The organism is Mesorhizobium sp. P2_E6, assembly GCF_056403835.1.
Map to the genome: position 1 here is coordinate 15,451 of NZ_JBFUEQ010000015.1, position 13,442 is coordinate 28,892.

General features: G+C 63.1%; 16 protein-coding genes. 1 reads left to right on the forward strand and 15 read right to left on the reverse strand.

Annotation, left to right across the window (positions count from 1 at the left end; genetic code table 11):
- Nucleotides 1-3: 3 nt before the first annotated feature.
- The 11 genes from osmF to AC1D08_RS29150 all read right to left on the reverse strand — a co-directional run bounded on the left by osmF (nt 4) and on the right by AC1D08_RS29150 (nt 9,637).
- A complete protein-coding gene (osmF, locus tag AC1D08_RS29100; protein WP_457152670.1) occupies nt 4-915 on the reverse strand; it encodes a glycine betaine ABC transporter substrate-binding protein OsmF in 912 nt (303 codons plus the stop codon).
- A 175-nt stretch (nt 916-1,090) separates the two neighbouring features.
- The gene (locus tag AC1D08_RS29105) at nt 1,091-2,308 is read right to left on the reverse strand and encodes an MFS transporter (RefSeq protein WP_457152669.1); all 1,218 of its coding nucleotides are present in this window, start codon (nt 2,306-2,308) and stop codon (nt 1,091-1,093) included.
- Entirely contained in the window at nt 2,305-2,805 is a 501-nt protein-coding gene (gene nusB / locus AC1D08_RS29110) for a transcription antitermination factor NusB (RefSeq protein ID WP_095081158.1), read from the reverse strand. The genes AC1D08_RS29105 and nusB overlap by 4 nt, the downstream gene beginning before the upstream one ends.
- A gap of 5 nt (nt 2,806-2,810) precedes the next feature.
- Nucleotides 2,811-3,266 carry a 6,7-dimethyl-8-ribityllumazine synthase gene (locus tag AC1D08_RS29115; RefSeq protein ID WP_095081157.1) on the reverse strand — a complete coding sequence of 152 codons (456 nt, stop codon included), beginning with the start codon at nt 3,264-3,266 and terminating at the stop codon, nt 2,811-2,813.
- Between the two features lie 112 nt (nt 3,267-3,378).
- On the reverse strand, nt 3,379-3,996 hold the full coding sequence (locus AC1D08_RS29120) for a riboflavin synthase (protein ID WP_095081155.1): 618 nt from the start codon (nt 3,994-3,996) through the stop codon (nt 3,379-3,381).
- A gap of 64 nt (nt 3,997-4,060) precedes the next feature.
- On the reverse strand, nt 4,061-5,179 hold the full coding sequence (ribD, locus tag AC1D08_RS29125; RefSeq protein WP_477424693.1) for a bifunctional diaminohydroxyphosphoribosylaminopyrimidine deaminase/5-amino-6-(5-phosphoribosylamino)uracil reductase RibD: 1,119 nt from the start codon (nt 5,177-5,179) through the stop codon (nt 4,061-4,063).
- 2 nt (nt 5,180-5,181) lie between these two features.
- Nucleotides 5,182-5,661, reverse strand: coding sequence for a transcriptional regulator NrdR (nrdR, locus tag AC1D08_RS29130; RefSeq protein WP_095081151.1), 480 nt, complete (start codon nt 5,659-5,661; stop codon nt 5,182-5,184).
- A 159-nt stretch (nt 5,662-5,820) separates the two neighbouring features.
- Nucleotides 5,821-6,459 (reverse strand): hypothetical protein, encoded by a 639-nt coding sequence (locus AC1D08_RS29135; RefSeq protein WP_457153520.1) that lies wholly within the window; start codon nt 6,457-6,459, stop codon nt 5,821-5,823.
- A 72-nt stretch (nt 6,460-6,531) separates the two neighbouring features.
- Nucleotides 6,532-7,845 carry a serine hydroxymethyltransferase gene (glyA, locus tag AC1D08_RS29140; RefSeq protein WP_457153521.1) on the reverse strand — a complete coding sequence of 438 codons (1,314 nt, stop codon included), beginning with the start codon at nt 7,843-7,845 and terminating at the stop codon, nt 6,532-6,534.
- Between the two features lie 183 nt (nt 7,846-8,028).
- Nucleotides 8,029-8,271 carry a hypothetical protein gene (locus AC1D08_RS29145; RefSeq protein WP_457153522.1) on the reverse strand — a complete coding sequence of 81 codons (243 nt, stop codon included), beginning with the start codon at nt 8,269-8,271 and terminating at the stop codon, nt 8,029-8,031.
- A gap of 112 nt (nt 8,272-8,383) precedes the next feature.
- On the reverse strand, nt 8,384-9,637 hold the full coding sequence (locus AC1D08_RS29150) for a L,D-transpeptidase family protein (RefSeq protein WP_457153523.1): 1,254 nt from the start codon (nt 9,635-9,637) through the stop codon (nt 8,384-8,386).
- 373 nt (nt 9,638-10,010) lie between these two features.
- Here AC1D08_RS29150 and AC1D08_RS29155 point away from each other — a divergent pair, with 373 nt between their 5' ends.
- Nucleotides 10,011-10,544: a hypothetical protein gene (locus tag AC1D08_RS29155; protein WP_457153524.1), complete on the forward strand. Its 534-nt coding sequence runs from the start codon at nt 10,011-10,013 to the stop codon at nt 10,542-10,544.
- A 28-nt stretch (nt 10,545-10,572) separates the two neighbouring features.
- Here the strand turns inward: AC1D08_RS29155 and AC1D08_RS29160 are convergent, their stop codons facing one another.
- From AC1D08_RS29160 to AC1D08_RS29175, 4 genes are all read right to left on the reverse strand, one after another.
- Nucleotides 10,573-10,974 (reverse strand): hypothetical protein, encoded by a 402-nt coding sequence (locus tag AC1D08_RS29160; protein ID WP_457153525.1) that lies wholly within the window; start codon nt 10,972-10,974, stop codon nt 10,573-10,575.
- A 189-nt stretch (nt 10,975-11,163) separates the two neighbouring features.
- The gene (ldtR, locus tag AC1D08_RS29165) at nt 11,164-11,679 is read right to left on the reverse strand and encodes a transcriptional regulator LdtR (RefSeq protein WP_013896002.1); all 516 of its coding nucleotides are present in this window, start codon (nt 11,677-11,679) and stop codon (nt 11,164-11,166) included.
- A 238-nt stretch (nt 11,680-11,917) separates the two neighbouring features.
- Complete coding sequence (locus tag AC1D08_RS29170; protein ID WP_095081139.1) at nt 11,918-12,340, reverse strand: DUF6163 family protein; 423 nt, start codon at nt 12,338-12,340, stop codon at nt 11,918-11,920.
- Nucleotides 12,337-13,380 (reverse strand): enoyl-CoA hydratase/isomerase family protein, encoded by a 1,044-nt coding sequence (locus AC1D08_RS29175; protein ID WP_457153715.1) that lies wholly within the window; start codon nt 13,378-13,380, stop codon nt 12,337-12,339. Before AC1D08_RS29175 ends, AC1D08_RS29170 begins: the two co-directional genes overlap by 4 nt.
- Nucleotides 13,381-13,442: the final 62 nt, after the last annotated feature.

Consider the following 13,442-nt stretch of genomic DNA (forward strand, 5'->3'; position numbering starts at 1 on the left):
GTCCTACTTCAGGAAGCCGTTCTTCTTCAAAAAGTCCTCGGCCACGCCCTTGACCGGCTCACCGCCGACCTGCACGCGACCGTTCAGCTCTTGCAGCGTGACGAGGTCGAGTTTGGCGAAGACCGGCTTCAGCAGCGTTTCGATCTCGGGATGTTCCTTCAGCACCTTTTCGCGGATGATCGGCGCCGGCTGGTAGACCGGCTGCACGCCCTTGTCGTCCTCGAGCACGACCAGGCCGGACGGTGCGATGCCGCCATCGGTGCCGTAGACCATGGCGGCATTCGCCCCGCTGGTCTGATTGGCGGCGGCTGCGATGGTTGCCGCCGTGTCGCCACCGGAGAGTGTGATCAGCTGGTCCGGCTTCAGCGTGAAACCATACGTGGTCTGGAAGGCCGGCAGTGCGGCCGCCGAATTGACGAACTCGGCGGATGCCGCCAGCACCACCTGGCCGCCGCCCGTGACATACTTGCCGAAGTCGGTGAGCGTGGCGAGCTTGTTGGTCTCGGCGACCTCCTTGCGCAGCGCGATCGCCCAGGTGTTGTTGGCAGGCGACGGCGACAGCCAGACGATCTTGTTGGCGTCGTAGTCGAGCTTCTTGGCCGTCTCGTAGGCCTTGGCGGCATCCTTCCAGACCGGGTCGTCGGCCTTCTCGAAGAAGAAGGCGGCGTTGCCGGTGTATTCGGGATAGATGTCGATCTCGCCGGCGGTGATCGCCTTGCGGACCACCGGCGTGCCGCCGAGCTGGATACGGTCGGTGGTCTTGATGTTGTTGGCGTTGAGAACGAGCTGGATGATGTTGCCGAGCACACCGCCCTCGGTGTCGATCTTCGAGGAGACAACGACCTGGGCACTGGCGGAAACCGCCGTGATGCCGAGCGCCAATGCCGCGCTGGCCAGAACCTTGACTGAAAACATTGTGAAATCCCTTGCTGTGAACCGGAATGCGGCGGCCGCATATGAGCATGGCTTCAACGGCCAGTCGGGGCACACGGTTTCATAACATCTGGCACAGACGCAATAATTTTGTTCGGGCGCTGCGTATTCGACCGACACCATGCTGACAGGGCGTGTCAGGCATGCGGCGACCGGGTCAGGCGTCGGCTTTGCGCCGTCCCGTCAGCTTGAGCGCGCCGAGGGCGACGAAGCACAGAACGGTGACAGGGAAGACCATCCAGTTAAGCATGGTCCAGCCCCAGGCGTTGTAAACCATGCCCGACATCAGCGACGCGCAAGCGACAGAACCGAACAGGACGAAGTCGTGGAAGCCCTGGACCTTGCCCTTTTCCGACGGCCGGTAGCTGGCCGCCACCATCGCGGTGGCGCCGATGAAGCTGAAATTCCAGCCAAGGCCGAGCAGGATCAGCGACGTCCAGAATTGCCACAGCGCCAGGCCCGATAGAGCGACAGTGGCGCAGCCGATGAGCAGGACCAGCCCGGTGGCGACGATCCGTTCGGCGCCGAAGCGATGGATCAGCGAGCCGGTGAAGAAGCTCGGCGCGAACATCGCCATGACGTGCCAAGAAATGCCGAGCGTCGCATCGTCCTCCGACAGGCCGCAACCAACCATCGCCAGCGGCGCGCCAGTCATCACGAAGCTCATCAGCGCATAGCTGCCGACGGCGCAGAACAGCGCCGCGACGAAGCGCGGGTGGGTGACGATTTCGACCAATGGTCTGGCGTCGCTGTCGGCGATCTCCACCTTGCCCGATACCTTCTCCGGCAAGCGCAGGAACGACAGGATGATGGCGCCAACGGCCGCCAGCGGCAGGATGGCTGCGAACGAACCGGCAAACATCACCGGCGCGAACGATTCACGGGTGAAGATGACGATCTGCGGCCCGAGGACGGCGGTGACGATGCCACCGGCCAGCACGAAGGAGATGGCGCGAGCCTTGAACTGCGGCGGCGCATTGTCGGCGGCGGCAAATCGAAACTGCTGGACGAAGGCGCCGCCGATGCCGATCACCAACAGGCCGAAGGCGAATAGCCAGAAACTGCCGTGGAAAAGCGCTGCTGTGGCAACCAGCCCGCCAAGCGCAGTGACGATCGTGCCGGTCATGAAGCCGCCGCGCTGGCCCATCGCGCGGATGATGGCCGCTGCCGGTAGCGCTCCGAGCGCCACGCCGATGTTGAAGCCGGTGATCGGCGCTGTTGCCAGCGACTTGTCGGGACCAAGCAGATATTGCCCGGCCAGCCCCCCCATGGAGATGGCGATGGGGGCAGCAGAACCGATGATCGCCTGCGATGCGGCAAGGATCAAAGCGGTGCGCCGCGCATCCTTGCCTGCCTCGACGGCGATTGCCGTCATGATGCGTCCTTGCCGCGCCCCTCGCCACGCACCCGGCGAGACACACGGTCAAGCACAGCATTGACCAGCTTCGGCTCGTCTTCCTCGTAGAAAGCCTTGGCGATATCGACATATTCGGAGACGATGACGGCGACGGGAACATCCTCGCGCTTCATCAACTCGTAGACGCCGGCGCGCAGAATGGCGCGTAGCGTCGAATCGAGCCTCGACAGCGGCCAGTCCTCGGTCAGTGCCTGTCGGATGATCGGATCGACCGTCTTCTGGTTCTCGACGACACCGGCGAGGATAGCGCGAAACCATTGTGCGTCGGCTTCACGATAGAGCGCGCCGTCGACTTCCTTGCCGAGGCGAAAGGCCTCGTATTCGGCGGTGATCTCGAAGACGCCGCTGCCGGCGACATCCATCTGATAGAGCGCCTGCACGGCGGCCAGCCGGGCAGCGCCGCGCTTGTTGGCCTGGCGTACCGGTGGTCGGTCGTTGTCTCCGGATTGCGTCACGCCGGTCAGGCTCCGAGCCGTTTCTTGACGGCGATCATGGTCAGCGCGGCGCGGGCGGCAAAGCCACCCTTGTCGCCTTCCGTGCGCCGGGCGCGCGTCCAGGCCTGTTCGTCGTTTTCGGTGGTCAGGATGCCGTTGCCGATGCAGATCGATTCCTGCACCGACATATCCATCAGGGCGCGCGCGGATTCATTGGCAACGATATCGAAATGATGCGTCTCGCCGCGGATGACGGTGCCAAGCGCGACAAAGCCGTCATAGTCGGTGCCCTCACCCTCGGCGGCATCGAGCGCGAAGGAGATCACGGCCGGAATTTCCAGCGCGCCCGGCACGGTGACGACATCGTACTTGGCGCCGGCTTCGTCGAGCGCAGCCTTGGCGCCTTCGAGCAGCGCGTCCGCCAGATCATCATAGAAGCGGGCTTCGATGATCAGCAGCTTGAGTTTCTTGTTCCTGGGCATTTTGCGTCACGTCTCCGGCGGAGCCGGTGACTTAGGCCGAAGCCCGTTTGATCGCAAGCAGAAGATGTTGCACGTGCCCAGTTTGCCGCGGAAGTCCGTCCGACTGTGACCGTCAAAGCCCCTCTTTTGCGGCCTCCACCAGCCGCGCCGCGTAGCGGGCCATGGTGTCGATCTCGAGATTGACGCGGTCGCCAACCCTGCGCTCGCCCCAGGTGGTCACGGTCAGCGAGTGGTGGATCAAAAGCACGTCGAAGCGCGTGCCTTCCACCTTGTTGACGGTGAGCGAGGTGCCGTCGAGCGCGACCGAGCCTTTCGGTGCAATGAACTTCGCCAGATCGCGCGGTGCTTCGAGGGTAAAACGCACCGCGTCCCCTTCATCCCTGCGCTCGATGATCTCGGCCATGCCGTCGACATGGCCCGAAACGATGTGACCACCAAGCTCGTCGCCGATCTTCAGCGCTCGCTCCAGATTGATCCGCGTGCCCGATTTCCAATTCGTCGCCGTCGTCAGCCTGAGCGCCTCTTCCCAGGCCTCGACCTCGAACCAGCGCGCGTTCGTGCCGCTGTCGGGCAAGGCGGTAACCGTCAGGCAGACACCACCGCAGGAGATCGAGGCGCCGATGGCGATGGTTTCGGGATCGTAGGCGGTGTCGATGCGTAGCCCCACCCCTTCCCTCAGCGGCTTGACGGTCGCGACGGTGCCGACATCGGTGACAATTCCAGTAAACATCGGTGATCCTTCCGTTTGACCATGATCCTGTCCGAAAACCGGTCCCACTGTTCGGGATCGTGGTCTAAATGTTCCTGATCCACTCGGCGTAGCTGTCTTCACCGAAACGCATATCGCGGAGCTTTCGAAATCCTGCCGGGATATGGTCGGCATCGATGGGCGATGCAATGCCGTCGGCGCCGATCGCTTCCGATCCCTGGAACAGCACGATGCGGTCGACTAGCCCCTCGGCCAGGAAAGCGCCGGCAACCTTGGCGCCGCCCTCGACCAGAACACTGGCCATGCCGAGCGCGGCCAGATCCTCGAGCAGTTCCGGCAGCGCAACGCCGCCCTCATGCGTTTCGGTGCCGATGAAGCGCACCCCGGCGCGCTCCAGCATGGTCCGCCGCAGCGGATCGGCCTCCAGGCAGGCGGCGACGTAAAGCGGCACCCGGTCCACGCCCGAAACCAGCTTCGAGGTCTCCGGCAGCCTGATCTGCCGGTCGAGGACAATGCGCGCCGGCGACCGGTTCTCCAGCCCCGGCAAGCGCACCGTCAATGCCGGGTCATCCTCAAGGGCGGTGCCGATGCCGACCAATATGCCGTCGGCCTCGGCCCGCATCAGATACACTTCGCGACGGGCGACATCGCCGGTGATCGACACTTGCCCTTGGCCTTCCCTGCCGATCTTGCCATCGCTGGAAAGCGCAAGCTTGAGAATCACTTCGGGGCGTTTTTTCAACGACCTGATCAAATAGCCGGCCATCTGTTCGGCAGCTTCCGCCGCCAACACCTTCTCGACCACTTCGATCCCGGCGGCGCGCAGGATCGCGTAGCCCTGGCCGGACACGCGCGGATCGGGATCGCTGGCAGCGCCGACGACACGCGCGACACCCGCGTTGACCAGCGCGTTGGCACAGGGCGGCGTGCGGCCATGGTGGGCGCAAGGTTCCAGCGTGACATAGGCGGTGGCGCCGCGCGCCAGCGCGCCGGCCTCGGCCAGCGCCTCGGTCTCGGCATGCGGGCGGCCGCCGACAGCAGTGACGCCGGTGCCGACGATCATTGGGCCATCGCCGTCGTCGCGCACGATCAGCGTGCCCACGGATGGGTTGGTCGCGGTGCGCCCGGCATGCTTGCGCGAAAGGCGGAGCGCCGCTGCCATGAAACGGCGATCGAGGCCGGCCTGTCTGTCGCTTGCAATCATACTCAGCCGGCGTCCTCTTCGCCCTTGATTTCGTCCCCCTTGAGCTCGCCGAGCAATTCGTGGAAATCCTTGGCCTCGCGAAAATTGCGGTAGACCGAGGCGAAGCGGACATAGGCGACATCGTCGAGCGACTTCAGCGCGTCCATGACCAGCCGGCCGACCTCGCCGGAGGCCACTTCGGTCTCACCGGAGCTTTCGAGCTGGCGCACGATGCCGGTCACAGCGCGGTCGATGCGTTCGGGATCGACATTGCGCTTGCGAACGGCGATCTCCACCGAGCGCAACAGCTTGTCGCGGTCGAACGGCACTTTGCGACCGGATTTCTTGACCACGACGAGGTCGCGCAGCTGCACGCGTTCGAAGGTCGTGAAGCGGCCGCCGCAATCGGGGCAAACGCGCCGCCTGCGGATCGCGGCGCCATCCTCGGCGGGGCGCGAATCCTTCACCTGCGTATCTTCTGACTGGCAATACGGACAGCGCATGGAGAAGCCTTTGGTTGGCGAATCTGGTGAAGCGAAAGGCTTAGAGGTTTTTGCAACGATGGCAAAGCAGCCCCTCGCCCCTCAGAGCCGCTCGCCCTGAGAGATAGCGAGCTGCAAGCAAGATTGCCAGCGCCGCCAGGCGGCTGGACAGCGATGCCGTCAGGGGGCGACGTCGGTGGTCGCAAACCCGCATGATGCGCCGAGGCTGCGATAGGCCTTGGTGAAGCCGTCCATGGCTATGCTTCCAACCGGCGCGTCGCCAAAGGACACATCGAGCACCGATGCGCGGCGCATGACGCGCAAGAGCGCCAGGCTGGTCTTGGCCTGATTGTCCACGGTCCAGCTAAGCCGGCCGCCCACGGTGGCGTCGGAATGGAGCTTGGCGGCGACGTGGCCCTTGTCATCGCCAAAGGTTGCCGCGACCGACTTGCCGGTTGGCAGCGCCGAGTTGTCGACCGCTATGGTCACGGACGGGTAGGCAGCCGGCGGCAGCGCATCGCCGTTCGTGATGATAAGCGTCAGAGTGCCGCTTTCGCCGCGGGCACCGACAAAGGCGGTCGAGGCTGCACAGGTCTTGCGGATATCCTCGCCGGTATCGACCTCGTCGACCAGGGTCGACCATCTGCCGAAGGTTTCAAGCTTGGGCGCCGCCGGGGCGGGTGCCGCCGGTGCGGCCTGGGCGGGTGCCGGTTGCGCAGGTGCGGTTTGCGCCGAGGCGATGCCGGAGAGCGGCAAGACAATCGAAGCAGCCAGGACGCCGACGATGGCAAGGTCGGCGAGACGGACAATTCGCATCATCAAGGCTCCTGTCGCAGCCTTGCCGCGACGACGCTTGTCCGTCGCGGCAAGGTGGTGAGACGTCCTATCTCGTCAGCCGAGATACGGATAGAGCGGAAAGCGGTCGGTCAGCGCCACAACCTTGGCCTTGACCGCCGCTTCGACAGCGGCATTGCCCTCGTCGGAATTGGCGACTTTCAGACCATCCAGCACTTCGGCGATCAGCTTGCCGATTTCGCGGAACTCGGCCTGGCCGAAGCCGCGCGTTGTGCCCGCCGGGGTGCCGAGGCGCACGCCCGAGGTGACGAAAGGCTTTTCCGGGTCGAACGGAATGCCGTTCTTGTTGCAGGTGATGTTGGCGCGGCCGAGCGCTGCCTCGGCGCGCTTGCCGGTGGCGTTCTTGGGACGCAGGTCGACCAGCATCAGATGGTTGTCGGTGCCGCCGGAGACGATATCGAGGCCGGTTTCCTTGAGGCTGGAGGCGAGCGCCTTGGCGTTGGCGGCGACGCTCTCGGCATAGACCTTGAAGCTCGGCTTCAGGGCTTCGCCGAAGGCCACCGCCTTGGCGGCGATGACATGCATCAGCGGGCCACCTTGCAGGCCGGGGAACACCGCAGAATTCATCTTCTTGGCGATGTCCTCGTCGTTGCACAGGATCATGCCGCCGCGCGGGCCGCGCAGCGACTTGTGCGTGGTGGTGGTCACCACATGGGCATGCGGCAGTGGCGACGGATGCACGCCTCCGGCGACGAGACCGGCGATGTGCGCCATGTCGACCATCAGATAGGCGCCAACCGCGTCGGCGATCTCGCGAAAACGCTTCCAGTCCCAGACACGCGAATAGGCGGTGCCACCGGCCAGGATCAGCTTCGGCTTGGTCTCATGGGCGGTCTTCTCGATGGCGTCCATGTCGAGCAAATGGTCGTCCTGGCGCACGCCATAGGACACGACCTTGAACCATTTGCCGCTCATGTTGACCGGCGAACCGTGGGTCAGGTGGCCACCCGAATTGAGGTCGAGCCCCATGAAGGTGTCGCCGGGTTGCAAGAGCGCCAGGAACACCGCCTGGTTCATCTGGCTGCCGGAATTCGGCTGGACGTTGGCGAAGTTGCAGCCGAACAGCTTTTTGGCCCGCCCGATGGCAAGTTCCTCGGCGACGTCGACGAACTGGCAGCCGCCATAGTAGCGCTTGCCCGGATAACCTTCGGCGTATTTGTTGGTCATGATCGAGCCCTGCGCCTCGAGCACGGCGCGCGAGACGATGTTTTCAGAGGCGATCAGTTCGATCTCGTGGCGCTGGCGACCGAGTTCGTTGCGGATGGCGCCGAAAATCTCCGGGTCGGCATCTTCCAGCGTGGTTTCGAAGAAGGATTCAAATTTGTTCGACACTGCCGCTGCTGATGCCATGGCCTGAAATCCTTGGGTTCGGGGGCAATTTTGATTTATGCATGTCGCTGTCCCAAAACCGCTGCACACTTTTGGGCGACATGCATTCGCCGCGCCATTAACACAGTTGTTTTCGCCCCGCCACGTTTGCGGCGCGAAATTTGCTGGCCGGTTTGCGCCAGCGAGGCAACGAGCGTGCTATTTTCACGCCTGCCGCCCCTTCAGCAAGGCCTCGGTAAGCGTGATCTCGGTGAACAGCGCCCGCGCCGCGTGGTCGTTGATCTCGCGCACCGGCCAGGCGAGTGCGGCACCTATGGCAATTTGCAGCACCGGCAACGGCACCCGCACCAGGCGCACCAGCGCGCCGGAAACGGCGACGAAGACGAGCACAACCAGAATGAAGACGGCGACATCCATGGTCCGGTTCCAGACTTGTCCGCCGACCATGCGCAAAGCCGGCCGATCCGTCCAGCCGCCCTCCCGCGAAAAGGCGCAGGCAATCCGAGCAACGAAAAGGCCGCCTTAACCGGCGGCCTCTTCTGGTAAAAAAATCAGTTAGTTAAAGCGAAGACGTGATCTGCAGCTCGTTGGCACCGTCGAGCGCGTAGACGTCGTCGCGGAACTGCACGACGCCCGGGCCCGTCGACCAGGCCGAGAGATAGAGGAAATGTACCGGCACCGGGTTGGTGACCTCGACCGGCGTGTTTTCGCCGGTCTTGATCGTCGCCTCGAAATGCTGACGGTCCCAGCCGGGCGTGTCGCGCAGGATCCAGGTGACGAGGTCGCGCACATTCTGCACGCGCACGCAGCCCGAGGAATCGAAACGCATCATCTTGCCGAACAGGCTCTGCTGCGGCGTGTCGTGCATGTAGACGCCGTCCGGGCTCGGGAAATTGATCTTCACCGACGCCATGGCGTTGCCCGCGCCTGGATCCTGGCGGAAGCGATACTTGGCGGCGTCGTCGGTCGACCAGTCGACATTGAGCGGGTCGACCTCGCTGCCGTCCGGAGCGAACAGCCGGATATGGCTGTCCTTCAAATAGTTGGGATCCTTCCGCATCAGCGGAATGATGTCCTTGCGGACGATCGAGACCGGCGCATTCCAGTACGGATTGACGATGATCTCGTTGATCTTGGAATTGACGATCGGCGTCTGGCGATCGATCTTGCCGACGATCGCGGTGTGGCGAAGCACGACGCGGTCATTCTCGACGGCTTCGATCTGCGCCGCCGGAATGTCGACCAGCACGTAGCGGCTGCCAAGCGTGCCAGCCTTCTCCTTCAGCCGCTGCAGGTTGGTCTGTAGCTGGCCAAGCCGGATTTGCGCCGAAACGTTTATCGCCAAGTAGGTGTATTTGCCCATGGAGCCGTCGGCGGGCAGGCCGTGACGCAACTGGAAGCGCTTGACCGCCGAGTCGACATAGGAATCGAAGGCCGTCGAAATGCCGGCGCTCTGCGACAGGTCGCCAGAGACCATCAGCCGCTTGCGCAACGGCACGACATCGGGATCATCGACGCCGAGCTGCAACTTCTTGGTCGCGGGCACCTCTACCCAGCCGCCCTGGCTGACGATGTTTTGGTATTGCGCCACCGCCTGCTCGGTAAAGGCGACGGTCTGCGGGCTGAAGATCGGCAGCGTCGAGGCCACCTTGCCGCCCTCGCTGGCCCGGGCGTCGAACTGGTCGTCCCAATTGCCGCGCGCCGAGGATTTCAGGATATCACCGATGACATCCTGCGCATTGGCGCCGCCGGCGACCATCGCGGCTGCGAGCGCGGAGGCTCCGGAAAGGAAAAAACGGCGGCTGGTTCTCATGGACGTTCCAGACATTCTTGTAGCGTTCGATCTTGCTGCATTCGGTTTTCAGGGCGATGTTGCCCGCACTCTAGAGTTGGCAATCTTAACAATTAGCCAACCATGTCCGTATCAGTTCGGCCACAAACGCTTGAGCCGCGACACGGGTTCCGGGTGAACGCTCGGCCTTCACCACAGCATCACCGGCATCCTCGGTTCCATTGGAATATGGCGGCAACGTGGCCTTGGCCCGCGATTTGCATCGGGCGGTGCAGCGAAATGAAAAGCCCGTGCTTTTTCGGCACCGATCCGGGTCGCCGGCCGCGATATCGACCGATTGCCACAAGCCCTTGATGCTACACTGACAAGCTAGTCCAACGCGAGGAACGAGACCATGCCTGGTGTCCTTTCTATCGTCGCGGCCTTCGCCTTGGCCGCAGGTCCGAACGACCGCACCCCGACGCCGGAGGAAACGGTTGCCTATTTCGTGCATGGCCTGGAACAGGGCGCGATCCCCAAATACGGGCAGCAGACCGACGAACCGCTGAAGCAGGTTTCCCGATCGCCGGCGGTCTGCACCAGCACTGGCCCGAACGAGGTCGGCGACGAAACCGAAACGCTGAGGTTCATCGTGACCCGGCTGGATGATTGCACCTACAGAGCCGAACAGCAGTTCGAGGAGGACGGCGCCATCTACTACCGCCTGAGCTACGAACTGCGGCTTGGCGGCGTAAACGGCCTGTCGTTCGACAATCCGCCGGCAACCATCGCGCTGAAGGGGCTGGTGAAGACATGCACGACCGACACCGAGGGCAGCTGCGACCTGACGCGCGAGCCCGAAGCAATCGGTCCGTTCTTCGGCGAGCCCGGCCACGCCGAACAGGCGCTTGCCTATTTCCACGAGAAATTCTGCCCGCTGAAGCCGTGATCCTATCTGGGCTGACTATCTCACGATCTCAGTGCGGATTTTCAACATTTGGGGCCGGACTTGGCTGCGCCTTCAATTCCGAACATCGTTGCAACACCTCATGCTGGGGATAGCGCAGAACCTTGTTATCCTCCAGTTTGAGCAACAGTTCCCGCCTCTTGTCTGTGCTTTCACCATCCGTACACGACATGTCCAGGATGACGACATCCAGGCGGTTGATCTTCTGAATTTTGTCCAATGTGCAGCCGACCTCCCACATCTCGACTGCCTTGTCGGTAAACGTCACGATCGAGTCATTGTTGTCACACGGAGCGCTGCCTTCCGAGGCGAAAGAATCCTTCCACCACTCCTCGGCAAAAGCCATTTGCGGGACCAACAAAAGCACTGCGGCAACCGAGCAGATCTTCGAGCGTTTTCCCAAACCCATCATGCGCCCCCTCCGGGCCGTGACATTAGGCACTGCTGTGGCGAAAGCAAACCTGGCGGACTAGTGTCGACCGGGCGCCTGGGCTTCGGAATCAGGAAAAGAAAAGGGCCGATGCCTTTCGGCACCGGCCTTGACCAGAGGTCGACATTTCGGCCGCGCTTCTGTGGCGCGGGCCAGATCCGATGCGCCGGCTTACATCCGGTAGGCGATTGTGTCGTTCCAGAAGCGATCGAGCCGCTGCAGCGCGCGGTTCATCTGCTTGAACTCGTCGGTGTTGATGCCGCCGACTTGCTCGATCGAGCCGACATGGCGCTCATAAAGACCGGCGACGACGTCCGCCACCTCGTTGCCCTTCGGCGTCAGCGAGACGCGGACCGACCGGCGGTCGATGCGCGAGCGCTGGTGGTTGATGAAGCCGAGATCGACCAGCTTCTTCAGATTGTAGGAGACGTTGGAGCCGAGATAGTAGCCGCGCGAACGCAGCTCGCCGGCGGTCAGCTCCGAATTGCCGATGTTGAACAGCAGCAGCGCCTGGATGGCATTGATATCGGAGCGGCCGTTGCGGTCGAACTCGTCCTTGATCACGTCAAGCAGGCGGCGGTGCAGCCGCTCTACAAGCTGCAGCGATTCCATGTACAGCGAGCGGATAGCCTCGCGGCGGTCGTCGGATACGTTGGCGGTCTTCGCCGCCGGACGCGAATTGATCATTGTCTTTGCCTCTCGTTTGTCGCCCTGGTGATTTTTTGTTTTTCACCTTGATCGCGACACTATCGAATACTCATAAAATTCGACTTAAACGCTAGGGCTAACAAGAGCTTACCGGTAAGAGGTTTCGAAAGAGGCTTAACGAACGGTCTCCCGAGCAAGGATAATTAACCTAAAGATTTAGCCAACAATTGCGGGGCCGAATTGAGGCAGCCGCCAGGGCGCCAATGGGCTCAAGGGGTTAGTGCCGCACCGGTCGTTTCTGCAGCCAGATGATCACGCGGAAAGCGATATAAAGCAGCGCCACGACCGCATGCGAGACGACGATGAGCATGCGGTGGCCGAAAAGCTCGGGAAAACCGGCATACATGACCGTCTCGGTCACCGCGCAGATAAACCAGATCACAGGCCCCCAGGACGCCAGCATCCACAGGCCGGCCGCCGCGAAGGGGAAAAACACGGCAAGCATCACCGCCGCCACCTGCCAGTGCACCGGCATAAGGTCGAAGCGCCACAACGAGCCCGGATAGAAGCCGATCAGCCTGATCCAGTAGAGAATGCCGAACAGCAGGCAGTAGCCGGCGACGACGCGCTGGAACCAGGCGAAGATCAGCTCCACGCCCGAGGGCTGCAGCACGACGCGTCTGGAGGTCACCTCGCTCACAGGTCGAGCTCCCGCTCGCCGAGCGAGGCGAAATAGGCGTCGACATCCGCCTCGCTGACCGCGCCGAGGCTCGCCGGCCGCCATTGCGGCTTCGAGCCCTTGTCGATGATGGCGGCGCGGATGCCTTCGTAGAAATCGTGGCCGGCCAGCATCCGGTTGAGGATGCGGAACTCCATCTTCATGCAGGCGTCCATGGACATGGTCAGCCCGGCGCTGATCTGGCGCCAGGCGACGCGCAGGCTGGTCGGAGAACGCGTCCGGATCGTCGCCAGCGTCTTGGCCGCGAACTCGTCGGCGCCTGCCGCCTGTTCCAGGCTGTCGATGACAGCCTTGAGGGATGGTTGCGAAAAATGACGGACGATCGCCTCCAGCGTCGGCCTGTCGGTTTCCCGTTTTGCCTGGACGAAGAAACCGCGCAACACCGATTCCGGATCGCCGGTCAGCGTTAGCCGGTCGAGGAAGCCGCCCTGGTCCTCGGCCTTGATGGTGTGGGTGGCGAGCCCTGACCACAGCGCGTCGCCATAGCGGATGCGATTGCCGGTCAGCGCCAGATACATGCCGAAGGAGCCGCCGAGATCGGGCAGCAAATGGCTGGCGCCGACATCCGGGAAAAAGCCGATGCCGACTTCGGGCATGGCGAACTGGGCATTTTCGGTCATCACCCGGTGCGAGCCGTGGAAGGAGATACCGACGCCGCCGCCCATGACGATGCCGTCGATCAGCGCGACGTAAGGTTTCTTGAAGCTGTTGATACGGGCGTTGAGCCGGTATTCGTCGGCGAAGAACTCGACCGGCGGCTTTCCAGCCCGGCCAGCCTCGTAGATATGCAGGATGTCGCCGCCCGCCGAAAACGCCCTGCCCTCGGCCTTGACGACAACGACATCGACGCCCTGGTCGGTCTCCCAGGCGCAAAGAGCAGCGTCGAGCGCCCGGATCATGCGGTGCGTGACGGCATTGAGCGCCTGCGGTCGCGTCAATGTGACGACGCCGGCCCGGCCCAGATGTTCGAAGCGGATCTCGTCGCCTCCGCCAAAATCCATCGTGAAAGAATCCCTCCCCCGCGCCGCCGGGATTGAAGTGCTAAAGCGTGGCGCATGGGTGC

Excerpts from the sequence above, each read along its gene's own strand:
- AC1D08_RS29145 (WP_457153522.1), bottom strand. The coding sequence starts at position 8,271 with ATGGTCGGCGGACAAGTCTGGAACCGGACCATGGATGTCGCCGTCTTC.
- glyA (WP_457153521.1), bottom strand. The coding sequence starts at position 7,845 with ATGGCATCAGCAGCGGCAGTGTCGAACAAATTTGAATCCTTCTTCGAA.
- ldtR (WP_013896002.1), bottom strand. The coding sequence starts at position 11,679 with ATGATCAATTCGCGTCCGGCGGCGAAGACCGCCAACGTATCCGACGAC.
- AC1D08_RS29175 (WP_457153715.1), bottom strand. The coding sequence starts at position 13,380 with ATGGATTTTGGCGGAGGCGACGAGATCCGCTTCGAACATCTGGGCCGG.
- AC1D08_RS29155 (WP_457153524.1), top strand. The coding sequence starts at position 10,011 with ATGCCTGGTGTCCTTTCTATCGTCGCGGCCTTCGCCTTGGCCGCAGGT.
- AC1D08_RS29120 (WP_095081155.1), bottom strand. The coding sequence starts at position 3,996 with ATGTTTACTGGAATTGTCACCGATGTCGGCACCGTCGCGACCGTCAAG.
- nrdR (WP_095081151.1), bottom strand. The coding sequence starts at position 5,661 with ATGCGCTGTCCGTATTGCCAGTCAGAAGATACGCAGGTGAAGGATTCG.
- AC1D08_RS29105 (WP_457152669.1), bottom strand. The coding sequence starts at position 2,308 with ATGACGGCAATCGCCGTCGAGGCAGGCAAGGATGCGCGGCGCACCGCT.
- AC1D08_RS29160 (WP_457153525.1), bottom strand. The coding sequence starts at position 10,974 with ATGATGGGTTTGGGAAAACGCTCGAAGATCTGCTCGGTTGCCGCAGTG.
- ribD (WP_477424693.1), bottom strand. The coding sequence starts at position 5,179 with ATGATTGCAAGCGACAGACAGGCCGGCCTCGATCGCCGTTTCATGGCA.
- AC1D08_RS29150 (WP_457153523.1), bottom strand. The coding sequence starts at position 9,637 with ATGAGAACCAGCCGCCGTTTTTTCCTTTCCGGAGCCTCCGCGCTCGCA.
- AC1D08_RS29135 (WP_457153520.1), bottom strand. The coding sequence starts at position 6,459 with ATGATGCGAATTGTCCGTCTCGCCGACCTTGCCATCGTCGGCGTCCTG.
- AC1D08_RS29115 (WP_095081157.1), bottom strand. The coding sequence starts at position 3,266 with ATGCCCAGGAACAAGAAACTCAAGCTGCTGATCATCGAAGCCCGCTTC.
- osmF (WP_457152670.1), bottom strand. The coding sequence starts at position 915 with ATGTTTTCAGTCAAGGTTCTGGCCAGCGCGGCATTGGCGCTCGGCATC.